The organism is Streptococcus sp. KHUD_012 (assembly GCF_052588255.1).
On sequence record NZ_CP159355.1, the window covers coordinates 670,491 to 694,850 of the forward strand.

Genomic DNA, 24,360 nt, shown 5'->3' on the forward strand with positions numbered 1-24,360 from the left:
GTTACTCCTTTGATGTACAAGTTTGGTTAGAACCATTTTTTATGGATGAGGTAGACGACGAGAGACCCGGTCAGGGCAAAGGCGATGAAAATAATCAGCCAGAAGGCATGAGGTTCGCCATTGAGCGGAAGCTCATTGTCCTTGAAGTTCATCCCGTAGGCCGAAAAGATCATGGTCGGAATGGACATGACAATGGTAACGAGGGCCAGGGTCTTCATGATGTTGTTCTGGTTGTTGGAGATGATCGATGCGAAGGTATCGGTCATGGAGTGCAGGATATTTCCATAAATATCTGCCATCTCGATGGCCTGCTGGGTTTCGATCAAGGTATCTTCCAACAGATCCTCGTCTTCTAGGTATTTCTTGATGTTACTAGTAGCACTGGTCAATTTCTTGATCACGCGCTCATTGGTTTTCAGAGAGGCCTTAAAGTAGACGATGGTTTTTTCCAACTCCATCAACTCAATCAGCTCTTCATTACGCGTTGATTTGTGCAATTGGGTTTCAATCTGTTCGCTTTTGCGATCCAAGGTACGAAGTGCAGACAAGTACAGTTCAGCGTTGCGATAGAGGATCTGAAAGATAAAGCGCGACCGCATAAAGGTATAGAAATTCCGCAAGCGTCGGTTGATAAAGATATCGAGAAGTGGCAATTTCTCCAAGCAAGTCGTGATAATAGCCTCTTCTGTCAGGATAATCCCTAGCGGAATGGTCACGTAGTAGGTCTGATTGTTCCGCTCTTCCTTAATGGGAACGTCTACGATGATCAAAGTATATTCATCTTCGATGGTCATACGGGACATTTCTTCCGCATCGAGTGGTGCCCGTAAGTCGGCAATATCGATATTAAAAGCAGAGGCGATTTCCATCGATTCACTTTGAGAAGGGTTAACAAGGTTGATCCAGCTACCGGGTTCCAGTGTCTCTATTTCTTTAAATTCAGTCGTTGTCGATAAAAAGACCTGTTTCATGGTGCCTCCCCTTGTTTTTTTACACCTTAACATTATATCAGAAAAAGGACGGTTTTGGATAAAAGAATACTAAAAAATTTGTTATAATGGAGGTTAACAAAAAGGTGATTAGAGTAAGAACATGCAAGATAAAATTGTCATTCATGGGGCACGCGCCCATAATTTAAAAAATATAGACGTGGAAATTCCACGGGACAAATTAGTCGTGGTGACGGGGTTGTCTGGTTCTGGAAAGTCCAGTCTGGCCTTTGATACCCTTTATGCAGAAGGTCAGCGCCGCTACGTGGAGAGCTTATCGGCCTATGCCCGTCAGTTCTTGGGAAATATGGAAAAACCAGATGTGGATTCCATTGACGGCTTGAGTCCAGCCATTTCCATCGACCAAAAAACGACCAGTAAAAACCCCCGTTCTACAGTGGGGACGGCAACAGAGATCAATGACTACCTGCGCTTGCTCTATGCGCGTGTAGGGACGCCTTATTGTATCAATGGGCATGGAGCGATTACAGCTTCTTCGGTTGAGCAAATTGTCGATCAAGTCTTGGAATTACCAGAGCGCCAACGCCTGCAAATTCTAGCTCCCATTATTCGCAAGAAAAAAGGCCAGCACAAGAATATCATTGAAAAGGTGCAAAAAGACGGCTATGTCCGGGTGCGGGTCGATGGTGAGATCTATGATGTGACAGAGGTTCCAGAACTGTCTAAAAGCAAGCAACACACGATTGAAGTGGTTGTGGACCGAATCGTGATCAAAGAGGGCATTCGCTCGCGGCTCTTTGATTCGATTGAAGCAGCTCTTCGGATTGCGGATGGTTATGTGGTGATTGATACCATGGATGGCAAAGAGCTACTCTTTTCTGAGCATTATGCTTGTCCAGTCTGTGGCTTTACCGTTCCTGAATTAGAGCCCCGCCTCTTTTCTTTCAATGCACCTTTCGGATCTTGTCCAGACTGTGATGGGCTGGGCATTAAGCTAGAGGTGGACTTGGATTTGGTGGTGCCAGATGATCGCTTAACCCTTCGCGAAGGAGCACTTGCTCCTTGGAATCCGATCTCTTCCAACTACTATCCACAGATGTTGGAGCAGGCCATGATCCATTTTGGCGTTGATATGGACCGACCTTTTTCCGATCTTTCTCAAGAAGAAAAGGACTTGGTTCTCTATGGGTCAAACGGGAAGGAATTCCACTTCCACTATGAAAATGAGTTTGGTGGAGTTCGAGATATCGAGATTCCTTTTGAAGGGGTCGTAAACAATATTCACCGTCGTTTCCGTGAGACCAATAGTGATTTCACTCGCAACCAAATGCGCTCTTATATGAACGAATTGACCTGTGCGACCTGCCATGGCTACCGTCTCAATGACCAGGCTCTTTCTGTTCATGTCGGAGGAGAAAAGGGGATGCATATCGGGGAAGTGTCAGATCTATCAATTGCGGACCACTTAAAAGCTGTGGATCAGTTGGTCTTAACAGACAATGAAGCTACGATTGCAAGACCGATCCTAAAAGAGATTAAGGATCGCTTGACCTTCTTAAACAATGTGGGGCTCAATTACTTGACCTTGTCACGATCGGCTGGGACCTTGTCAGGTGGAGAAAGCCAGCGCATTCGCTTGGCAACCCAGATTGGTTCCAACCTCTCTGGTGTCCTTTACATCTTGGATGAGCCGTCTATCGGCCTCCATCAAAGGGACAATGACCGCTTGATTGCCAGTCTCAAGAAGATGCGCGATTTAGGCAACACCTTGATCGTCGTCGAACATGATGAGGATACCATGAGAGAGGCAGACTACCTGATCGATGTCGGCCCAGGTGCCGGTGTTTTTGGGGGAGAGATCGTTGCGGCTGGAACTCCTAAGCAGGTGGCTCGCAACAGCAAATCCATCACTGGCCAGTACTTGTCCGGCAAACGCAAGATTCCGGTTCCAACAGAGCGCCGTTCAGGAAATGGTCGCTATATTGAAATTACAGGGGCCAGTGAGAACAACTTACAAGACATCACTGCACGCTTTCCTCTGGGCAAATTCATTGCAGTCACTGGAGTTTCCGGTTCTGGAAAATCGACCTTGATCAATGGCATCTTGAAAAAAGCCATCGCTCAAAAGCTCAACCGTAATTCGGAAAAACCAGGGAAATACAAGACGATTCAGGGGATTGAGCATATCGATCGCTTGATCGACATTGATCAAAGCCCGATTGGTCGGACTCCTCGTTCCAATCCAGCGACCTATACAGGCGTCTTTGATGATATTCGCGATCTCTTTGCTCAGACCAATGAAGCCAAAATTCGTGGCTATAAAAAAGGCCGCTTTAGTTTCAATGTCAAGGGTGGGCGTTGTGAAGCCTGCTCAGGAGATGGGATCATCAAGATTGAAATGCACTTCTTGCCAGATGTCTTCGTTCCTTGTGAGGTCTGCCATGGACGTCGTTACAATAGTGAGACCCTTGAAGTCCACTACAAGGAAAAAAATATTGCTGAAGTGCTGGATATGACGGTCAACAAGGCAGTTGAATTCTTCAAGCACATTCCAAAAATTGAACGCAAACTCAAGACCATCCAAGATGTGGGCTTGGGCTATGTAACGCTGGGGCAACCAGCGACCACCCTTTCAGGTGGGGAGGCGCAACGGATGAAGTTGGCTTCTGAATTGCACAAGCGCTCTACAGGCAAATCCTTCTATATCTTGGATGAACCTACGACCGGACTCCATACCGAAGACATTTCTCGCTTGATCAAAGTCTTAGAGCGATTTGTGGATGATGGCAATACAGTCCTTGTGATTGAGCACAATTTGGATGTCATTAAGACAGCAGACCATATCATCGATTTAGGACCAGAAGGTGGTGTCGGTGGAGGAACCATTATTGCGACCGGAACACCAGAAGAAGTAGCAGCAAATCCTGCTAGCTACACAGGACAATATTTGAAAGGAAAATTACAATGAATCAACGGATCAGCAACTTAAGAAACAAAATGAAAGCCCAAAACCTCAAAGCGGTATTGATTAACAATTTGAAAAATGTTTATTACTTGACCAATTTCTGGGGTTCAAACGGGACTGCTTTGGTGACAGAAGAACGCGTGGTCCTCTTTACAGATTCGCGCTACACCATTCATGCCCATGCGACTTGTTTCCCCTTTGTAGAGATTGTGGAAACCCGCGATGAGTTGACTGGAGCTGCAGAGATCGTAAAGGATCTTGGCATCAAAGAACTTGGTTTTGAGGACGAAGTGACGGTGGCCTACCATGCCCGCATGGCTTCTGTTTTCAGTGGCATTAGCCTTCAATCCCTAGCGAACTTTGTCATGGAATTGCGCTTGATTAAAGATGAAACTGAGATTGCGGCCATTAAAAAAGCTTGTAGCATCTCTGACCAAGCCTTCCATGATATTTTAGACTATATCAAGGTAGGGAAAACGACAGAGTTGGAAGCAGCAACTTTCCTTGATTTTAGAATGCGGGAGTTGGGAGCTTCTGGTGTATCTTTTGATATTATTTCAGCAGCTGGTGAACGCTCTGCCATGCCTCATGCGACTCCAAGTGATCGGGTCATTTCAGCAGGAGATGCCTTGACCCTTGATTTTGGTTGCTTGTATAACCACTATGTCAGCGATATGACACGGACTATCTATGCAGGACATGTCAGCGACAAGGAAAGAGAAATTTACGAAACCGTTTTGAAAGCCAATCAAGCCTTGATTGATGCGGCTAAAGATGGACTTGGCTTCCGTGATTTTGATAAAATTCCACGTGATGTGATCGAAAGAGCCGGCTATGGTCAATACTTTACTCATGGAATCGGTCATGGAATTGGGCTAGATATCCACGAAGAGCCATACTTCAGCCAAACGTCTAAAGAAGCGATTCAAGCAGGGATGGTCTTAACAGATGAGCCAGGTATTTATATCGAAGGTCTCTCTGGTGTGCGGATCGAAGATGACCTCTTGATCACAGAAACAGGCTGTGAAGTCTTGACCCTTGCTCCTAAAGAATTGATTGTCCTATAAAATATACGTTTTTCTTAACTTCTGTTTAGACAGAGATGTGAAGAGAAGACTATGAAATGAATTGTAGAGTAATTCTTCTCCCAGACATCTTATTTGGAGCCCTATCCATTTTGGTATAGGAACTACAATAACAAAACACGAAAGAAGCAAAGGGGAATTTGGATCTGGATGGATCAGGGGCGGTCCATAGCAATCCTTTCTTCTCAAAAAGAGAAGATTGCTGTTTGAGAAAAATCAAATAGTGTGTTACAATAAAGAGTAATCTATTTTTAAAAAAGAGGTAATAAAACATGATCGAAGCAAGTAAATTGAAAGCTGGTATGACTTTTGAAACAGCTGACGGAAAATTGATCCGCGTTTTGGAAGCTAGCCACCACAAACCAGGTAAAGGAAACACTATCATGCGTATGAAATTGCGTGATGTCCGTACTGGTTCAACATTTGATACAAGCTACCGTCCAGAAGAAAAATTTGAACAAGCGATTATCGAAACTGTTCCAGCTCAATACTTGTACAAAATGGATGATACAGCCTACTTCATGAACACTGAAACATATGACCAATATGAAATTCCAGTTGTGAATGTAGAACAAGAATTGCTTTACATCCTTGAAAACTCAGAAGTAAAAATTCAATTCTACGGAAGCGAAGTCATCGGTGTAACAGTACCTACAACTGTTGAATTGACTGTTGCAGAAACTCAACCATCTATCAAAGGTGCTACAGTGACTGGTTCTGGTAAACCTGCTACAATGGAAACTGGTTTGGTCGTAAACGTTCCTGACTTCATCGAAGCTGGACAAAAATTGGTCATTAACACTACTGAAGGAACTTACGTTTCTCGTGCATAAGAGACATCTCAGGGTGTCAAATAGAAAGGAACTTCTATGGCAACTGAACAATTTGGTGACATCGTTATTGCACCACGTGTATTAGAAAAAATTATTGCGATTGCGACAGCAAAAGTAGAGGGTGTCTATTCGCTTGAAAACAAGAGTGTTTCAGATAGCTTATCCAAACGCTCACTTGGACGTGGCGTTTACCTTCATACAGAAGAAGATGGTCAAGTTTCAGTAGACATCTATCTCTATTTAGAATATGGAGTGGCTGTACCATCTGTCGCTGTAGCCATTCAAAAAGCGGTTAAGTCTGCAGTTTATGATATGGCAGATGTAACCTTGGATGCTGTCAACATTCACGTTGTTGGTATTGCAACGGAAAAATCTCCAAAACCAGACTTGAAAGACTTGTTTAATGAGGACTTCCTCAATGACTGATGAAATTTTATTAGAATCACGTCGAGATTTGCGTGAGCGCGCCTTCCAAGCCTTGATGGCCTTGGAATACGATGGAGACATTGTTGAAGCTTGTCGCTTTGCTTATCTACATGACAAGGACCTAGCAGAAGACAAAGAAGTCGATCTTCCTGCCTTTCTCATGAATCTCGTGACGGGTGTCTATCAGTCAAAAGATCAACTAGACCAACAAATCGGTCAACATTTGAAAACCGGCTGGACTGTTGAGCGCTTGACCTTGGTAGAGAAAAACATCCTTCGTCTGGGAATTTATGAAATGACAGAGTTTGATACACCACAGATCGTCGCAGTCAATGAAGCGGTGGAATTGGCCAAGGCCTTTTCAGATGAAACCTCTTCACGATTTGTCAACGGTGTCCTCAGTCAATTTGTGACAGAAGAATAAGTAAAAAGAGCCTACTGGCTCTTTTTTTGGTAAAAAATATCCCCACAGTTTCTACTGAGGGGATATTGCTTTTAGACACTTTTTCCAGAGTGGAGACTAACGGGCAAGAAATAACCGGTAGTTGCTACTTTTTTTCCTTCTATCTTTTGGAGTAAAAGATCCACCATGAGGATAGCAATGTCTTCGAGGGGTTGTTGGATGGTTGTCAGTTCAGGTGTATAGGTCTCGATGAACTGGGTTCCATCATAACCAATCACTTTCAAATCCTGAGGAATCTGAATATCTAATTCTCTAGCGACTTTCATGATCAAGATCGCCGTCAAATCATCGGAGGCAAAAATGGCATCTGGTTTGTGGTGGGTTAAAATCTGTTTGATTTCCATTTCTTTGCGAATAGGGGAGAAATCACTGGAAACATTAATGATCATGGACTCAGGTAGAACTGATGCAAATCCCGCATGACGCAAGCCAGTTGGGGAGTTAGAGTTGTCATTACCTGTGATCATGATAATCTTTCGGGCTCCGGTTTTTACTAAAGTTTCTGCTGCAAGCACCCCGCCAGCGTAGTTGTCTGAAGAGACAACCGGAATTTCTGGGGAGAGGTTGCGGTCAAAAGCAATGATAGGAGCAGTTACCCGGTTGTAATCTTCAATGCCCAAATTATGGCTTCCTGAAATGATGCCATCTACCTGGTTGGCCTCCAACATCTCAATGTATTCGCGCTCTTTTTCGGAGTCGTGTTCACTATTGCAGATGATGGTTTTATAGCCGTGTTTGAAGAGTTGGTGCTCTAGTTTGTCGATTAATTCAGCATAGAAAACATTACTGATGTTGGGAAAGATCAAGCCGACTAACTTGGCTGATTTTCCTTGGAGGCTACGAGCAACATTGTTAGGTTTATAGCCCAATTCTCGCATGGCTTCTTGGACTTTTTGGATCGTTTTTTCAGACAGGTATCCTTTTTTATTGATAACCCGTGAGACAGTAGTAGGGCTGACACCGGCGAGTTTGGCGACATCAGTTAGCTTTGCGACCATAATCAAGTTCGTAGTATGTTCCAGTAGGGGTTCCAGACTTGATCAAGATTCCATTTTGATCTGCATGTGGGTAGACCCGACCAGAAAATACTTTTTCTCCTTTATTGATAAAGATTTCAAAAATCGAATTGTCAATGAAAATATTAGCGGTTGTTGCTTGGTTAGCGATTGTGCAGCTACGGCTCGCACCGAATTCTTGGGCATATTGCTCACCAGCCTGGCTTCGATCGACTGTGACCAATCCTTTAGCCAGATCAAATGTGAGAGTTAAGCCCTTTCCTTCTGCATCTGCAAAGAGGACGATTTCGTTCTGGCTATCCTTTTCAAACTGCAATTCCAATTCATAGCAGTTCTTGGTTTGTGCCTTGTTGGCAAATGCCTCACTCTCAGCGCTCAAGTCCTTGATCGCTTCAACTGGGTATTGGTAGAGTTTGCCATCTTTGATGGTTAATTCTTTGACCAGTGAGAGAGCTCCTTGGTAGTCATAGGAATCCGTTGGATAAGAAACGTCTGGAAGACCTAGCCAGCTAACAGCATAGGCACGTCCATCGGGAGCATTAAATCCTTGAGTGGCATAGGCTTCAAAACCATAGTCGAGATTATGCAATTCAGATACATCGACCATTTTGGCCTTTTCTGGGTCAAAGCTTGCCCCGATCTTGTACATATTTGGATAGATATTGTCATAATCGAGAACGGATTTATCTAAGCCTTGAGGACAGTAGAGGAGAACGGGTTGGCCTCCAACAAAGACTAGGTTAGGACATTCCATCATATAAGCTGTCCGATCGTTTGCAAAATCCAAGTCACCGATTGCAACCCAGTTGGTATAGTCGTTATCTACAGCCTTATAGAGACGGATGAATCCTTTCTTCTCAAGGTCTTGACCGCCAACGATAGCGTAGAATTGACCCTTGAAATTAAAAATCTGTGGGTCACGGAAGTGATCCGTAGAGTCAGCCGGTTGATCAATCAAGATTTTGTCAATTTTTTCAATCTTTCCGTCCTTGTTCATCAAAGCACCGACTTGGTATGGATGACGAACCCATTCTGCATCACGAACATTTCCGGTGTAGAATAGGAATAGTTTGTCACCAAACTGCATGGCTGATCCGGAATAAGCTCCATGACTATCCAGATCTGTGTCTGGAAGAAGCGTTACACCAGTTTCTTTGAAATGAACCAAGTCTTCGCTTTCTGTTTGTACCCATGATTTCAATCCATGAGCTGCTCCAAATGGAAAATTTTGGTAAAACAAGATCCATTTCCCATCAAAGTAGGAAAAACCGTTAGGATCATTTAAGAGACCTGCTTTTGGCTCAACATGATAGTGTGTATGCCAAGGAGATTTCGCCATGTTTTCTTGGATGGCTTGCTTTTCCTCTGTTGTCCAGTCTTCGTAACGTCTGTAACGACGTTCAGTTGTCCATTCCATTTTATTCCTCCGAATTTTTTCTTACTTCCATAGTAACGATTTCCTATTAAAAATGCAAGCAATAAATGAAAAAAATGGCAAAAAATGTCAAACGATTGACAGCTATTTTGCAGCCTGAAGAAAAGAGGAGAAGTTGAAAATTTATGAAAATATGAAAGAAAATGAAAATAAAAGTCTGATTTAAAGTGCTAAAAAGCGTAGTACAGGCCTGTTTTAAAATGAAAATAGTTTCATACTGTCAAAAGGTGTCAAAAAGTCCAAAAAAGTTTCAAAAAAATCCTGCAAAACGCTTGACATATTTTCAATACGTGGTACAATTAAAAACGTAGAAACGATTTAACCGTTTACATTACAAAAAATAAGGAGATTTTTGCAAAATGTCAAATACAGAAATTGCAAAGCAGGTCATCGATGCAATCGGTGGGGTTGAGAACGTTAGCAGTGTTGCTCACTGTGCGACTCGTCTTCGCGTGATGGTAAAAGATGAATCAAAAATCAACAAAGATGTTGTTGAGAACATTGAAAAAGTACAAGGTGCTTTCTTTAACTCAGGTCAATACCAAATCATCTTTGGTACTGGTACTGTAAACAAGATCTATGATGAAGTAGTAGCTCTTGGCTTACCAACATCATCAAAAGATGAAATGAAAGCAGAAGCCGCTAAACAAGGAAACTGGTTCCAACGCGCGATCCGTACCTTTGGAGACGTTTTTGTTCCAATTCTACCAGCAATTGTTGCGACTGGATTGTTTATGGGGATTCGTGGTGCCATTGCTCAAGACCAGGTTTTGGCTTTGTTTGGCACAACAGCAGATGCATTTAAATCTACTGATTTTTATACCTATTCAACAATTTTAACTGATACCGCGTTTGCCTTCTTCCCAGCCTTGATTTCATGGTCTGCATTCCGAGTATTCGGAGGAAATCCTGTTCTTGGGATTGTAATTGGTTTGATGATGGTTAGTCCGACACTTCCAAATGCGTGGGTTGTAGCGGAAGATCCTTCTAAAGCAGCAACATACTTTGGTATCTTCCATCATGTGGTTGGATTCCAGAACTCAGTTCTTCCCGCTTTCTTCGTTGGTCTAATTGGTGCGAAACTTGAAAAGTGGCTCCATAAGAAAATTCCAGATGTCTTAGATTTGTTATTGGTTCCATTATTCACATTGACAATCATGTCATTCCTCGCTTTGTTTATTATTGGTCCATTCTTCCACAGTATCGAAGAATATGTACTAAATGTAACTAAGTTTATTTTGAATTTACCATTTGGTCTTGCAGGTCTTCTTATTGGTGGCGTTCATCAGTTGATTGTCGTTACCGGCGTCCATCATATCTTTAATCTTCTTGAATCACAATTAATTACTGCAGATAAAAAAGATCCATTTAATGCAATTATTACAGCGGCTATGACTGCACAAGCTGGAGCTACTTTAGCAGTGGCAGTGAAATCTAAATCTCAAAAAGTGAAAGCTCTAGCATTTCCTGCAACTATCTCTGCCTTGTTAGGTATTACTGAGCCTGCAATCTTTGGTGTAAACTTGCGTTATGTGAAACCATTCGTTATTGCTTTGGGAGCAGGTGCAGTAGGTGGTTGGATTGCATCTATGTTAAATCTTGCTGGTACAGGATTTGGTATTACAATTATTCCAGGAACGCTTCTCTATCTAAACGGTCAATTATTGAAATATGTATTTATGGTTGTATTTACAACTGCCCTAAGTTTCGGTTTGACTTATATGTTTGGTTATGAAGATGAAGCTTCATCAGTTCCTGCAGAGGACAAAGAAGCAGAAGCTATTATTGAAGAAGAAACAACTGGAGCTCTTCCAGCATCTCTTCAAGACGAAACCATTATCTCTCCGATCGTTGGTCAAGCTGTTGCTTTGTCTGATGTGAATGATCCTGTCTTCTCAAGTGGAGCGATGGGACAAGGAATTGCCATCAAACCAACTGAAGGCGTTGTCTATGCACCAGCTGATGCTGAAGTAACCATTGCTTTTGCAACTGGTCACGCTTACGGTTTGAAGACCGCTAATGGTGCTGAAATCTTGATCCACGTTGGGATTGATACCGTATCAATGAACGGTGAAGGATTTGATCAAAAAGTAGCTCAAGGTGATAAAGTGAAAGCTGGTGATGTCCTTGGTACATTTGATGCAGCGAAAATTGCCGCAGCTGGTCTTGAAGACACAACTATGGTGATCGTCACTAACACAGCTGACTATGCTTCTGTCACACCTGTTGCAACTGGATCTGTTGCGAAGGGTGATGCGATCATCGAAGTCAAAGCTTAATCGAAAAATAAGTTCTCAAGGACTGGTCTATCATCTCCAGTCCTTGAATTTTATTTCTCAAAAAAAGTGTGTTTTTTCTTTAGAGAAGAGAAAAAGATTGACTACAAAATATGCTATAATAAATACAGGATATTTTTCATAATAAAAAAGGAGCCAACATGACAAAATTATATGGAAGTTTGGAAGCTGGCGGTACAAAATTTGTTTGTGCAGTTGGTGATGAAAACTATAATGTTGTGGAAAAAGTACAATTTCCAACAACCAAGCCAATTGAGACGATTGATAAGTGTATTGAATTTTTCTCAAAATTTGAGGATCTAGTTGGGCTTGCGATTGGATCATTTGGACCAATTGATATCGATCCAAATTCAAACACTTATGGTTTCATCACAACGACTCCAAAACCAAATTGGGCCAATGTAGATATCGTTGGGGCTTTCCGTCGTGCCTTGAATGTACCTATCTATTTCACAACAGATGTAAATAGTTCTGCCTATGGAGAAGTAGTCGCACGCAATAACGCGGGTGGCCATATCGAAAACTTGGTTTACTATACAATCGGAACAGGAATCGGAGCTGGTGTCATCCAACGTGGCGAGTTTATCGGGGGAGCTGGACACCCAGAAATGGGGCACTACTATGTGGCTCAACACCCAATGGATGTGGAAAAAGAATTCAAGGGTGTTTGTCCTTTCCACAATGGCTGTTTGGAAGGTCTTGCGGCTGGTCCTAGTCTCGAAGCTCGTACGGGTATTCGTGGGGAAAACATTGAACTCAACAGCAATGTATGGGATATTCAAGCCTACTACATCGCACAAGCAGCAGTGAATGCGACAGTTACCTTCCGCCCAGACGTCGTTGTCTTTGGAGGGGGAGTAATGGCTCAACAACATATGTTAGATCGTGTTCGCACGAAATTTACTGCCCTCTTGAACGGTTACCTCCCTGTACCAGATGTGAGAGATTATATTGTGACACCTGCAGTTGCCGGCAATGGTTCAGCGACCTTGGGGAACTTTGTCCTTGCAAAAGAAGTGAGCGAAAAGCTTAAAAAATAAGAAGCAATTGTCTCTTAGAGGTTAGAAACAAGAGCGAGGAGGCTGGGACAAAAGTCCTAGCCTCTCAATTATTTTTGGATTGTCGAGCAAGACGCAGTGGTTGAGTGGGCTCTACTATGCTGATTTCATCAGCTTTTACAGCCCTACTCAACTGTGCGGAGGTGGGACGACGAAATCGAATTCTAACGAATTACCGATTTCTGTCCCACTCTCTTCTTTCGTCTATCTATCAAGAAGTGAGGAAGGAATGAAAAAGAATATTGTAAAGGATGTCTTATTCTTGGGTCAAAAGTCAGAAGAAGCGACACCTGAGGATCGCACCTTGGCTTTGGATTTGCAGGACACCTTAAATGCTCATCTCCTTGAGTGTGTTGGTTTAGCGGCTAATATGATCGGGGTGAAAAAACGGGCGATTATCATCCGAATAGGAAGTGAAAATTTGGTCCTGTTTAATCCTGTTCTCCTTGAAAAGAAAAAACCTTACCAAACAGAGGAAGGATGCTTGTCCTTGGTAGGGAGTCGGCCGACCACCCGTTATGAGGAGATTACAGTGACCTATCGAGATGTGAATTGGAATGCAAAAACAATTCATTTGTCAGGCTTTCCGGCCCAGATCTGTCAGCACGAAATGGATCATCTAGAAGGCATTATTATCTAGAAGTCATTAATGGAGTCGATTGGGCTCCATTTTTTTAGTTCTTATAGAAACTTTTTTCTTGACAGGGATCTTTTTTGTGCTAAAATAGTTCTCATAGTAACTTTAAGGTTCTTATGAGAACTATTTGGAGGAATGATGGAAAAGCCATTACAAGAATTAAAAAAAATTGGCCATCTCATTCACCTCATGGTGGAAAGAGAGGCCAAGAAGAGAGGGTTTGAATTTAGCGCAGGACCACAAGGTCAGGTATTGAGATTCTTATCTCATCGTGAAAAGGAGGGAAAAGTGACCTTAATTCGGGATGTTGAACAGGAACTTCATATCACAAAATCCGTGACCAGTAATCTGATCAAGCGAATGGAGAAAAATGGGTTTATTTATTTAGAGGCTAGTCCGACCGATAAACGGGCCAAGTATGTCTACCTAACAGACAGTGTGAAAGCCAATTTGAATGACATGAAGCAATTCTTTGAAGAGGTAGAACGGAGTCTAGTAGCGGGTGTATCAGAAGAAGAATTGGCTATCTTTTTCAAGGTTATGCATCAATTTTATGAGAATATGAAAAAAAGGAGCGAGGAATGATCAATATATTTCGGCGCTTAACCGCCAAAGAATGGGGCGTGATTGCCCTTAGTACGGTCTTTATCTGTCTGGCAGTTTGGATGGATTTAAAGACCCCGGAATACTTGTCCGATATTACGACCCTCTTAGCTAAGGAGGGGACCAAGGTTTCTGATATCATGGAGCCAGGGAGTAAGATGTTGCTCTTCTCTTTTGGAAGCTTTTTGATGGCAGTTCTTGTGGGCTTTTTGGCTTCACGAGTCGCTGCCAGCTTTACGACGCGGCTTCGAGGAGAGATTTTCCACCAGGTGATGGATTACTCTGATGCAGAGATCAAGAAATTCTCCGTTCCCTCTCTCTTGACTCGGACGACCAATGATTTGACCCAGTTACAAATCATGATTGTCATGGGGATGCAGGTCGTGACGCGTGGGCCTATTATGGCGATTTGGGCCTTGACCAAGATTTGGGGCAAGAGCAGTGCCTGGACAACTTCTGTTGGGATTGCGGTCTTGATGGTCTTGATTCTGCTTTCTGTTCTGGTTCTGATTGCCTTTCCACGCCAGCAAAAGGTTCAAGGTTTGACCGATGCCTTGAATGCGACGACACGGGAGAGTTTGACTGGGGTGCGGGTCGTTCGCGCCTACAATGCGGAAGCGTATCAAAATGAGAAATTCCAGGCTGAAAACAAGGGCTTAACCCGTCTAAATCTCTTTGTTTATCGTTTGATGTCTCTGATGAACCCTGTCATGACAGTGGTATCAAGTGGCTTGACCCTTGCTATCTACTGGATTGGGGCGCACTTGATCAATGATATCGCCATGCCAAAAGATCCTACAAAGATCTTCACCAGTCCTGCATTAGCGGATCGGACCAAGGTCTTCTCAGATATGATCACCTTTTCTTCTTACGCCATGCAGGTTGTCGTTGGCTTTATGATGATGGTGGCCATCTTGATTATTCTTCCTCGTGCACTAGTATCCGCAAAACGGATTAATCAGGTCTTGGCTCTTGAACCGTCTGTAGCCTTCCCAAGTGAGTCAAAAGAAACAACAGGCCAAGCAGGTACAGTAGAATTTCAAGATGTTTCCTTCCGCTATGGACGGACTTCCCGTGCGGTGATTGAACATGTGACCTTCTCAGCTCAGAAAGGACAAACTGTTGCCTTCATTGGATCAACTGGTTCTGGTAAATCCACTCTGGTCAATTTAATTCCACGTTTTTACGATGCGACAGAAGGAAAGATCTTAGTGGATGGCGTCAATGTCAAGGACTATAGCCACCAAGAATTGAACAATAAAGTCGGCTACATTCCCCAAAAAGCAGTGCTCTTTAGTGGCACGATTCGCTCCAATATGGAATTTGGAGAAAGTAGCCAAGGAAAATTAGAGGATGAAGCCATCTGGAAAGCTCTTGAATTGGCCCAAGCCAAAGAGTTTGTTGCCACAAAAGAGAAGGGCTTGGATACAGAAGTAGCGCAAGGAGGAAGCAACTTCTCTGGAGGTCAACGTCAACGTTTGGCCATTGCGCGTGCCCTGGCACGCAAGCCCGAGATCCTCATCTTTGATGATTCCTTCTCAGCCCTAGATTACAAAACGGATCGTATCTTGCGCCAAGCTCTGAAAGAAGAGCTGGCAGATACGACCAAATTGATCGTTGCCCAACGCATTTCGACCATTATGGATGCAGATTTGATTTTGGTTTTGGATCAAGGGAAGGTCGTCGGTCAAGGCACCCACAAAGAATTGCTTGCGACCAATGAAGTCTATCAAGAAATTGCCTATTCACAATTGTCTAAGGAGGAGTTGGAACATGCATAAAACAAAACAAGAATCGTCCCTTTGGAGACAACTTTCTCCCTATTTGAAGGGCTTCCACCTATTTTTCCTAGTTGCTATCCTCTTTTCGATCGTATCGAGTATTATCACGGTTATTGGACCGGATAAATTAAAAGAAATCACGGATACCATCACAAAAGGGATGGGAGGCGCCATTGATATTGACAAAATCACTTCGATTGCCCTAACCTTGGCTATCCTTTATGGAGTTGGAGCACTGGTGTCCTACAGCAGTAGTTTCATTATCTCAACGATGATTCAGCGCTTCGCAGAACGCTTGCGCAATGCCATCGCTGAAAAGATCAATCGTGTACCTCTCCAATATTTTGATAGCCATGAACAAGGAGATACCTTGTCTCGTGTGACCAATGACGTGGATTTGATGACTCAATCCTTTAACCAAAGTTTGGTTCAAATGGTCTCCTCTGTCGTCTTATTGATCGGCTCCATCTTTATGATGTTTAAGACGGACTGGCATTTAGCTTTGACCGCCATCCTTTCTGTTTTTGGTGGCTTTGCTCTTTCTAGCATCATTATGGTCAAGAGTCAGCCTTTGTTTAAACAGCAACAAGATAATCTTGCCAAAGTTTCAGGCTATGTTGAAGAAATCTATAGTGGACATAATGTTGTTATTTCCTACAATGGCCGTCATCAAGCCAAAGATCATTTTGATGCCATCAACCAAGATTTGTATCAAAGCATGTGGAAATCCCAATTCTTCTCTGGGATTATGATGCCCTTGATGCAGTTTGTAGGGAATTTTGGTTATGTCATGGTCTGTATCGTAGGGGCTGCCCTCACCATTAATGGAGATATTACCATTGGGACCATTGTGGCCTTTATGACCTATGTCCGTATCTTTACCCAACCAATTGGTCAAATGGCCCAAGGAATTACCCAATTACAATCAGCTAGTGCTGCTATGAGGCGTGTCTTTGAATTCTTGGACGAAGAAGAAATGGAAGATGAATCCCAAAAAACACGTCAATTGGAAGCGCCAAAAGGTCACGTCACCTTTGAGCATATTCGCTTTGGTTATTCACCAGATAAGACTATTATCCATGACTTTACAGCTGAAGCGAAGCCAGGAGAAAAGGTCGCTATTGTTGGTCCAACAGGTGCTGGTAAGACCACCATGGTCAATCTCTTGATGCGCTTTTACGACATTCAAGCTGGTAAAATTACCATCGATGGTGTGGATACTAAGGCCATGAGCCGTGAAGAAGTTCATGATGCCTTTTCGATGGTCTTACAAGATACCTGGCTCTTTGAAGGGACTATTCGGGAAAACCTGGTCTTCAATCAAACCGATATTTCAGATGAAGCGGTCGAAGCGGCAACCCGAGCGGTTGGGGTCCATCACTTTATTCGGACCTTGCCGAATGGTTATGACACCGTGCTAGATGATTCTGTCACCTTGTCCGTCGGTCAAAAGCAACTCTTGACCATTGCGCGTGCCCTCTTGAAGGATGCCCCGCTCCTCATCTTGGATGAAGCAACCTCATCTGTCGATACCCGTACAGAAGAGTTGATTCAAAAAGCTATGGACAAACTCATGGAAGGCCGGACCTCCTTTGTCATCGCCCATCGCTTGTCCACTATCCGCAATGCGGATCTGATTCTCGTGATGAAAGATGGAAATATTATCGAGCAAGGCAACCACCAAGAACTCATGAGCCAAAATGGATTCTATGCTGATCTCTATAATAGCCAATTTACAGAAGAAGTAGCGTAAAAATAAGATACAAAGGGCGTAACATACAAAGTGAAAAAATGAGAGTGGGATAGAAATCGGTAATTCGTTAGAATTCGATTTCGTCGTCCCACCTCCGCACAGTTGAGTAGGGCTGTAAAAGCTGATGAAATCAGCGTAGTAGAGCCCACTCAACCACTGCGTCTTGTTCGACAATCCAAAAACAATTAAGAGGCTAGGACTTTTGTCCCAGCCTCATTTTTTTATCGATAATAGTAATGGAAAAGACGTTTCTTGGAGACAGAAAAATGATAAATCATCAGATTTTAGTACTAAATCATGTGAAAAAGAAGAAAGAAAGGATAAAAAAGAAGCCTGGCTTGACAGGCTTTCTTAGGATCGCGTATACTAGTAGTACAAAAATGAGATGATAGACAGGAGTGCCAACATGAAGCCCAATCTTCGAGATTATCCGAAATTTTATCGTTGGCTAACCCTGCCTTTTATGAGAAAGCCACATCGTGTGCAGGTCCTTCAAAGGATGAATCGAATCCTGACTTTCGTGATGCCAGGCATCTACGGCCTGGTCTTTTGTTGGCTGTTTTTTAAGAAAACTTCAATGGGAGGAATCTGGCCTTTTATCTGGATCCCTGCTTCGGGTTTTGTCTTGTTTAGCCTCTTTCGTCATTGGGTCAATGTTCCAAGACCTTATGAAAAATGGGAGATTCAACCATTATTAGAAAAAAATTCATCCGGTCATTCCTTTCCTAGCCGACATGTTTTTTCGGCGACCATTATCTCGATGTGTGTCTGCCAGTTGTCGCTTCCGCTTGGAATGTGCTCCATGCTCCTATCTCTTCTATTAGCCCTTGTCCGAGTTCTTGGAGGAGTTCATTATCCCAAGGATGTCCTCGTCGCTTGGGGATTGGGACTCGTCTGGGGAGGACTCTTTTTGCTGGCTTGAATGAACAAATTCCTAAAAATTGACCTTTGTCTAAGAGCGAGGGATAGTGTATACTGGAAAGTGGACTTAGAATAGGAGAGAAGATGAAGTACAGAAAAGCAGAAAAAGCAGATCTGGATCAGGTGGTTCGAGTAGCCAGTACAGCCTTTGAGGACTATCTATTTTTAAAAGTTATCAAAGATTTGGTGCGTGATCCCAAGCAGTATCCTGCCTTTGTTGAGGCAATGATGCGCATCTTGGTGAAGGTTTTTCTCAAGCACCATATTTGCCTTGTGGCAGAAAAAAACGATGAAATTTATGCGGTAGCCTTGTTGCAAAAGGGACCGATTCCTTTTCGGGCCTATCTCTTAAATGGGGGATTCGGTTTGCTCAAGTTTATTTCCTTGAAGAATATGTTGTCCTACTTTAAATTTATGGAGGACACGGATAAAGAATTGGAGCAAAATGTAGATTTTGATTGGTATTTGATGCTTCTTGCAGTCGCCCCTAAACACCAACGGCAGGGCTATGGCAGTCGCTTTATGACAGAAGGAATTGAGCCTTTCTTGGAAGAGATCCAAGGAAAAAAACTAGCCTTTTATACCAATACCAAAGGAAATGTCTATTTTTACACGAAAAATGGTTACAAGGAAGTCTATTCAAGTGAGATTAGCTTTAACCAAGTAGAGATGGGTAGTTGGTATTTCTTGAAAGAACTAAAAAAACACTAAGGTTACAACCTTAGTGTTTTTTCATAGTAGCTGTGAATCTGCTTGAACACCGAATTTTTCAAAGAAAGCAGTTCGTTCTTCTATGATAGCATCGGTCGGATGTTTGATATTCCGTAAGAGCTCAACAAGGTCCGGCGTGACTTCACGGAGCAGTTGCCCTAAAGACCAGATAGCCGTTGCAATATGGATCTGATTTTGTGAAGTTTCGATGATGTTCAGGAGCTTAGGGATGGCCGAGCGGTCATTGGCATTGGCTAATGCAATGATAGCATTGCGCTGGAGGATGTTCTTGCCTCGCCAACTTCCAGCAACATGCCCGAATTTTTCCTTAAATTGACCGTTGGACAGTTCTATAAAGGGAATCAACTCTGGATGAGCCAGATCAGGATCGATTTCTGTTGCCAAGGGATTATCTATCCCTTTGTTATAAGGGCAGCTAATCTGACAGATATCACATCCATAGATGACCGTTTTAATTTTCTTGCGAAATTCTAGGTCCATCATGCCCTTGTCTTGGGTTTGGAAGGACAAACAGCGTTTGGCATTCATAGAGCCATCCCCGATTAAACAGGAGGTTGGGCAAGCATCTAAACAACGCCGACAGTCTCCACAACCATAGTCGACTGGCTGATCTGGTTCGATTTCGAGGTTGGTAATCAATTCGCCCAGAAACATGTAAGAACCGTATTCTTTTGAAATGACCAAGCCATTTTTTCCGATAAAGCCAATCCCTGCTCGTTGGGCGACAGCCGTATCAACCAATGCTCCAGTATCGACCATGCCCTTGTATTCAAAATCCTGCGTCATTTCTTCAATCCCAGCAGCTAAGCGGTTGAGCTTGTCTTGAAGAACATAATGGTAGTCTAACCCCCAGCTGTTGGGGGTAAATTTTCCTCTTTTATAGGCTGTTTTTTGAGGTTGTTGCTTGAGTTTGTGGGGGTAGGCGACAGCGATTGAGATGATGGTCTTGGCGGAGGAGAGACTTAATTTGGGTTGGATGCGCTCTTCAATATTCTTATGCTCGAATCCAGAATTCCGTCCTTCCTCAACGGCCAAGCGGAGCGATTTTTCCAAATAAGCGAAGTCATCAGCAGTTGTAAATCCAATTTTTGAAATCCCAATAGAATGCGCCAGTTGGATAATATTTTCTTTTAGTGTCATCCCTTTCATTATACACAAAAATAAAGTTTCTGGCGAGAGAGGAAAATGATGGAAAGGGCTTTCAGAAGCTTTCTTTTTTTTGTATAATAGAAACATGAAATGCGAGGAGGATATTATGGGACAACCATTATTTTTACATTCAGTCATGCAGGAAAAAATTTGGGGAGGAACTCGTCTGAAAGAAGAATTTGGTTACGAAATTCCGAGCGACCATGTCGGTGAATTTTGGGCCATTTCAGCCCATCCACATGGAGTTTCTAAAGTAGCCAATAGTCCATACGAAGGAGTGGGATTGGACCAGCTCTATCAAGAGCATCGGGAATTATTCGGTAATCGTAAAGAGCCTGTCTTTCCTTTATTAACAAAGATTTTGGATGCCAACGATTGGCTCAGTGTACAGGTGCACCCGGATGATACCTATGCAATGGAGCATGAAGGAGAACTTGGAAAAACTGAGTGTTGGTACGTGATTGCGGCTGATGAAGGATCTGAGATTATCTATGGACACAATGCCAAGTCAAAAGAAGAACTCCGTCAGCAAATTGAGGACAAGAACTGGGATGACTTGCTGACAAAGGTTCCTGTCAAGGCTGGAGATTTCTTCTATGTGCCAAGCGGGACCATGCACGCCATTGGTTCTGGAATATTGATCCTTGAAACCCAACAGTCGAGTGATACCACCTACCGGGTTTATGATTTTGACCGCAAGGATGCTCAAGGAAACTTGCGGGATCTTCACTTGGAAAAATCAATTGATGTCTTGAACATTGGAGAGCCTGCCAATAGCCATCCAGATACAGTTGTAATCGATGATCTTCGTATGACCACCTTGGTTGCCAGTGATTTCTTCACCGTTTATAAGTGGGAACTGACTGGAAAAGCTTATTTTGAAAAGACCGCTGATTACAGCTTATTGAGCGTCTTAGCCGGAGAAGGTAAATTGACGGTAGATGGAAAGGATTATCCTATTCAAAAAGGAAGCCACTTTATCTTGCCGAGCGATGTTGAATCCTGGACTTTGGAAGGGCAAGGTTTAGAATTGATCGTAAGTCATCCATAAAAAGAAGGGGTTTGAGTTAAAAGCTATGAAACAACTCAAGCCTTTTTATCTGAAAACTTTTTTTATGTTAAGTCTTGACTCTGACCTAAGGGGAGGGATTATACTATCCATGTAATACTCTTCGAAAATCAAATTCAAACCACGTCAGCATCGCCTTGCCGTACTCAAGTACAGCCTGCGGCTAGCTTCCTAGTTTGCTCTTTGATCTTCATTGAGTATAAGGAGGAAATCATGTACCATATCAAAGAAGCTGCAGAGCTGTCGGGTGTCTCTGTCAAGACCTTGCACCACTATGACAAGATAGGACTTCTCGTCCCTGTGAAATCTGAAAATGGCTTTCGGACATACAGTCAAGAAGATTTAGAACGATTACAGGTGATTCTCTACTACAAGTATCTAGGGTTTTCCTTAGACCAAATAGCAGAACTCTTAGCTGAAGAAAAATCTAACTTATTGCCCCATTTGACCAAACAGTTGGACTATTTGAGTCAAGAAAGACAACGTCTGGATACCTTGATTTCTACCTTGCAAAAAACCATTCAAGAACAAAAAGGAGAAAGAAAAATGACCATTGAGGAAAAATTTACTGGATTTAGCTACCAAGATACTCAAAAATACCAGCAAGAGGCGGTAGAGAAGTACGGTCAAGAAGTCATGGACCAAGCGCTTGAACGTCAAAAAGGTCGAGAAGAGGAGGCGACAAGAGCCTTTAATCAAGTCTTCCAAGTCTTGGCGAAAAACCTCCAGGCTGGTTTGCCAGTAACAGCATCGGAAAACCAAGATCAAGCAGCCAAACTTTTAGACGCGATTCGAACGTATGGATTTGACTGCTCTATAGAGGTTTTTGGCCATATCGGCAAAGGCTATGTCTATAATCCAGAATTCAAGGAAAACATCGACAAGTTTGGAGCTGGCACAGCCCAGTACACTTCGGATGTCATTGCCTTTTATGTCGAAAATCAAGCAAAATAAAAAAAGTGAGAGTGGGACAGAAATCGGTCATTCGTTAGAATTCGATTTCGTCGTCCCACCTCCGCACAGTTGAGTAGGCCTGTATAAGCTGATGAAATCAGCGTAGTAGAGCCCACTCGACCACTGCGTCTTGCTCGACAATCCAAAAATAATTGAGAGGCTAGGATTTTTGTCCCAGCCTCGTTTTTTGCTTGGATCAATTTGAAAAGAAGCTGGCTGATCTAAGAGAGCTTGGATGAATGAACACAATGAAAGTTTTATGAAAATTTCACAATTTTAGTTGACAGTCTTGAAAAAAAGGAGTAGAATAACCCCTGTTTTATGAAAAAGAGGCAGGGAATTCCCGGCCTCATGATCTTTTTTCAAGGAGTTTTTTATGTTTTCAACATTGAAAAAATGGTTTATTGGCCGTCCGTTGAAATCTGGTGCAGAAGGTGAAGGCGGATTGCTTGGGAAAATGCAGGCCTTGGCCATGCTCTCTAGTGACGCGCTTTCTTCTATCGCCTACGGTCCAGAGCAAGTTATCCTGGTCTTGATGACCGTTTCAGCGGGAGCCATTTGGTGGTCCATTCCGATTGGGATTGTGGTCCTGGTTCTCCTAGCCAGTTTAACGATTTCTTATCGCCAGGTCATTCATGCCTACCCTCAAGGGGGAGGGGCCTACATGGTGACTACGGAGAACTTGTCTCCCAAAGCGGGTTTGATCGCTGGTGGTAGTCTCTTAGTTGACTACATGCTGACAGTGGCAGTATCTGTTTCTTCCGGTGCAGATGCCATCACGTCAGCGATTCCATCTCTTCATCCTTATAATCTTCACATTTCCATTTTATTGGTCTTGCTCTTGATGCTGATGAACCTGAGGGGATTGCGCGAATCAGCGACATCCTTGATGATTCCGGTCTATCTGTTCATTGTCAGTACCATTGCCTTGATCGGCTATGGTGTGATCCAAATCTTGACGGGTCACTTGGCCTATAACGCAACTGCTCATGTGGGTCAAACCATTTCAGGGGTTAGTGTCATTCTTTTATTGCGGGCCTTTACGAGTGGATCGGCTTCACTAACAGGGGTTGAAGCCATCTCCAATTCGGTTCCTTTCTTTAAGAAACCAAAAGCAAAGAATGCAGCCTCTACCTTGACCATCATGGCTTTGATTTTGGGGATCATGTTTGCAGGGATTACCTTCCTCAATTACTGGGTGGGTGTCGTTCCGGCAAAAGGGGTAACAACTCTAGCCCAAATGGCCCAAGCCATCTTAGGGAATTCCCCAGTCGGACAAGCCTTCTTTTACGTCTTCCAATTATCAACAGCCTTGATCTTGGCAGTTGCGGCTAATACCGGTTTCTCAGCCTTTCCAATGTTGGCCTTTAACATGGCTAAAAATAAATACATGCCACACATGTATATGGAAAAAGGGGATCGTCTGGGCTATTCTAATGGGATTTTGACCTTGGCGATTGGTGCCATCGTTTTGCTCTTGATCTTTGATGGGCAAACAGAAAGCTTGATTCCGCTTTATACCATCGGGGTCTTCATTCCTTTTGCCCTTTCTCAAACAGGGATGGTGATCCACTGGAAACGCCAATATCAAAAAGGATTTCTTAAGTATTCGCTTGCCAATATCCTGGGGGCAGCCATCTGTTATGGGATTGTCTTGATCCTCTTATTATTCCGTTTGCGTGAGATCTGGCCCTTCTTCCCTATTATTGGTCTCTTGCTTTGGATGTTCTTGAGTATCCGTAATCACTATGATAAAGTTGCGGCTCAATTGCGCTTGGGTGGTAAGATTGAAAAGACAAGTTATGCGGGCAATACCGTGATTGTCCTTGTTGGGAATGTCACTCAGGTAAGTGTGGGAGCTATGAGTTATGCAAATAGCCTAGGAAACGATGTTATAGCTATGCACGTCTCAACGGAAGAAACCAAGGTTAAAGATGCGGAAGTGGCGGAAGAATTTAAGCATTATTTCCCTCATATTCGCTTTGAAAATGTCATGACGAGTTACCGGGATATTATCCAGCCAACAGTTGAATTTGTCTCAAAAGTAGCTGAGGAGGCCAAGGAAAAAGGCAACACCGTTACAGTCTTAGTCCCTCAATTTATTCCTAAAAAACATTGGCAAAATATTCTCCACAACCAAATGAGTTTGAAATTGAAGTATGCACTTCGTTGGCATGAAGAAGTGGTTGTGGCAAGCTATTCTTACCATTTGTCTGAATAAACACCGTATATA

Annotated in this window: 20 protein-coding genes; 16 read left to right on the top strand and 4 right to left on the bottom strand. The window is 43.1% G+C overall.

All coding sequences use genetic code 11. The features are described from left to right. Window positions 1-26: 26 nt before the first annotated feature. Window positions 27-971: a magnesium transporter CorA family protein gene (locus tag ABVF55_RS03210; protein WP_129299821.1), complete on the bottom strand. Its 945-nt coding sequence runs from the start codon at window positions 969-971 to the stop codon at window positions 27-29. Window positions 972-1,092: 121 nt separating this feature from the next. On the opposite strand from ABVF55_RS03210, the gene uvrA reads away from it, so the two are divergent. The 5 genes from uvrA (at window position 1,093) to nusB (ending at window position 6,683) form a co-directional block, all read left to right on the top strand. Further along, window positions 1,093-3,918, top strand: a complete 2,826-nt coding sequence (gene uvrA, locus ABVF55_RS03215) for an excinuclease ABC subunit UvrA (protein ID WP_445285527.1) — start codon at window positions 1,093-1,095, stop codon at window positions 3,916-3,918. Next, window positions 3,915-4,982, top strand: coding sequence for a M24 family metallopeptidase (locus tag ABVF55_RS03220; protein WP_155126460.1), 1,068 nt, complete (start codon window positions 3,915-3,917; stop codon window positions 4,980-4,982). Before uvrA ends, ABVF55_RS03220 begins: the two co-directional genes overlap by 4 nt. Window positions 4,983-5,272: 290 nt before the next feature. Continuing rightward, complete coding sequence (gene efp / locus ABVF55_RS03225) at window positions 5,273-5,833, top strand: elongation factor P (RefSeq protein ID WP_003005479.1); 561 nt, start codon at window positions 5,273-5,275, stop codon at window positions 5,831-5,833. 36 nt (window positions 5,834-5,869) lie between these two features. Then, window positions 5,870-6,259, top strand: coding sequence for an Asp23/Gls24 family envelope stress response protein (locus tag ABVF55_RS03230; RefSeq protein WP_003005404.1), 390 nt, complete (start codon window positions 5,870-5,872; stop codon window positions 6,257-6,259). Next, window positions 6,252-6,683 (top strand): transcription antitermination factor NusB, encoded by a 432-nt coding sequence (gene nusB / locus ABVF55_RS03235; protein WP_003008602.1) that lies wholly within the window; start codon window positions 6,252-6,254, stop codon window positions 6,681-6,683. The genes ABVF55_RS03230 and nusB overlap by 8 nt, the downstream gene beginning before the upstream one ends. 71 nt (window positions 6,684-6,754) lie before the next feature. Here nusB and ABVF55_RS03240 read toward each other — a convergent pair whose 3' ends face one another. Together ABVF55_RS03240 and ABVF55_RS03245 are read right to left on the bottom strand one after the other, a co-directional pair. Then, window positions 6,755-7,720 carry a LacI family DNA-binding transcriptional regulator gene (locus ABVF55_RS03240; protein ID WP_024055083.1) on the bottom strand — a complete coding sequence of 322 codons (966 nt, stop codon included), beginning with the start codon at window positions 7,718-7,720 and terminating at the stop codon, window positions 6,755-6,757. Beyond that, a complete protein-coding gene (locus tag ABVF55_RS03245; RefSeq protein ID WP_320909774.1) occupies window positions 7,701-9,155 on the bottom strand; it encodes a sucrose-6-phosphate hydrolase in 1,455 nt (484 codons plus the stop codon). Before ABVF55_RS03245 ends, ABVF55_RS03240 begins: the two co-directional genes overlap by 20 nt. A gap of 377 nt (window positions 9,156-9,532) precedes the next feature. Here ABVF55_RS03245 and ABVF55_RS03250 point away from each other — a divergent pair, with 377 nt between their 5' ends. The 8 genes from ABVF55_RS03250 to ABVF55_RS03285 all read left to right on the top strand — a co-directional run bounded on the left by ABVF55_RS03250 (window position 9,533) and on the right by ABVF55_RS03285 (window position 18,934). Beyond that, window positions 9,533-11,452: a sucrose-specific PTS transporter subunit IIBC gene (locus ABVF55_RS03250; protein ID WP_003008594.1), complete on the top strand. Its 1,920-nt coding sequence runs from the start codon at window positions 9,533-9,535 to the stop codon at window positions 11,450-11,452. 158 nt (window positions 11,453-11,610) lie between these two features. Next, entirely contained in the window at window positions 11,611-12,510 is a 900-nt protein-coding gene (gene scrK, locus ABVF55_RS03255) for a fructokinase ScrK (protein WP_023918997.1), read from the top strand. Window positions 12,511-12,757: 247 nt separating this feature from the next. After that, window positions 12,758-13,168, top strand: a complete 411-nt coding sequence (locus ABVF55_RS03260; RefSeq protein ID WP_320909775.1) for a peptide deformylase — start codon at window positions 12,758-12,760, stop codon at window positions 13,166-13,168. 135 nt (window positions 13,169-13,303) lie between these two features. After that, entirely contained in the window at window positions 13,304-13,750 is a 447-nt protein-coding gene (locus ABVF55_RS03265) for a MarR family winged helix-turn-helix transcriptional regulator (protein WP_298620032.1), read from the top strand. Continuing rightward, window positions 13,747-15,549 (top strand): ABC transporter ATP-binding protein, encoded by a 1,803-nt coding sequence (locus ABVF55_RS03270; RefSeq protein ID WP_445285528.1) that lies wholly within the window; start codon window positions 13,747-13,749, stop codon window positions 15,547-15,549. Before ABVF55_RS03265 ends, ABVF55_RS03270 begins: the two co-directional genes overlap by 4 nt. Then, entirely contained in the window at window positions 15,542-17,302 is a 1,761-nt protein-coding gene (locus ABVF55_RS03275) for an ABC transporter ATP-binding protein (RefSeq protein WP_414360631.1), read from the top strand. Before ABVF55_RS03270 ends, ABVF55_RS03275 begins: the two co-directional genes overlap by 8 nt. A gap of 406 nt (window positions 17,303-17,708) precedes the next feature. Further along, window positions 17,709-18,224: a phosphatase PAP2 family protein gene (locus ABVF55_RS03280; RefSeq protein ID WP_414360634.1), complete on the top strand. Its 516-nt coding sequence runs from the start codon at window positions 17,709-17,711 to the stop codon at window positions 18,222-18,224. 83 nt (window positions 18,225-18,307) lie between these two features. Further along, on the top strand, window positions 18,308-18,934 hold the full coding sequence (locus tag ABVF55_RS03285; RefSeq protein ID WP_350007457.1) for a GNAT family N-acetyltransferase: 627 nt from the start codon (window positions 18,308-18,310) through the stop codon (window positions 18,932-18,934). A 21-nt stretch (window positions 18,935-18,955) separates the two neighbouring features. Here the strand turns inward: ABVF55_RS03285 and queG are convergent, their stop codons facing one another. Next, window positions 18,956-20,095, bottom strand: coding sequence for a tRNA epoxyqueuosine(34) reductase QueG (gene queG / locus ABVF55_RS03290; RefSeq protein ID WP_414360637.1), 1,140 nt, complete (start codon window positions 20,093-20,095; stop codon window positions 18,956-18,958). Between the two features lie 115 nt (window positions 20,096-20,210). On the opposite strand from queG, the gene manA reads away from it, so the two are divergent. The 3 genes from manA to ABVF55_RS03305 all read left to right on the top strand — a co-directional run bounded on the left by manA (window position 20,211) and on the right by ABVF55_RS03305 (window position 24,348). Beyond that, window positions 20,211-21,155 carry a mannose-6-phosphate isomerase, class I gene (manA, locus tag ABVF55_RS03295; RefSeq protein WP_445285529.1) on the top strand — a complete coding sequence of 315 codons (945 nt, stop codon included), beginning with the start codon at window positions 20,211-20,213 and terminating at the stop codon, window positions 21,153-21,155. Window positions 21,156-21,386: 231 nt separating this feature from the next. Continuing rightward, window positions 21,387-22,127: a MerR family transcriptional regulator gene (locus tag ABVF55_RS03300; protein ID WP_223141636.1), complete on the top strand. Its 741-nt coding sequence runs from the start codon at window positions 21,387-21,389 to the stop codon at window positions 22,125-22,127. Window positions 22,128-22,503: 376 nt separating this feature from the next. Continuing rightward, window positions 22,504-24,348 (top strand): APC family permease, encoded by a 1,845-nt coding sequence (locus ABVF55_RS03305; protein ID WP_049484013.1) that lies wholly within the window; start codon window positions 22,504-22,506, stop codon window positions 24,346-24,348. Window positions 24,349-24,360 lie beyond the last annotated feature (12 nt).